Origin of the sequence: Streptomyces beijiangensis, from assembly GCF_017315755.1 — a bacterium.
GTDB classification, from domain to species: Bacteria; Actinomycetota; Actinomycetes; order Streptomycetales; family Streptomycetaceae; genus Streptomyces; species Streptomyces beijiangensis.
Window position 1 is genome coordinate 1 of the sequence record NZ_JAFLRJ010001745.1, and the last position, 238, is coordinate 238.

Consider the following 238-nt stretch of genomic DNA (forward strand, 5'->3'; position numbering starts at 1 on the left):
GGCCTCCGCCGTCGTACCGGTGCCGCTACTTCACGTACGCGATACCGTCCGTCGTCACCGTCGGACGGCCGCTCGTGCCGACCACGACGATCTTCACCGTGTGCTTGGCGCTCGTGGACCAGGTCTTGGTCCAGATCGCCTGGCGGTACAGCGTCGTCGAGGACTTGAGATCCACCGTGGTGATCTTGACCCCGTCGACGTACACATACGCCTGACCGGAGGTCGCCGCCCTGGAGAC

General features: G+C 65.5%; 1 pseudogene. It reads right to left on the reverse strand.

The window, feature by feature from the left end:
* Nucleotides 1–25 precede the first annotated feature (25 nt).
* Nucleotides 26–238: pseudogene (locus tag J0695_RS43480) on the reverse strand (N-acetylmuramoyl-L-alanine amidase); the annotation flags it as partial.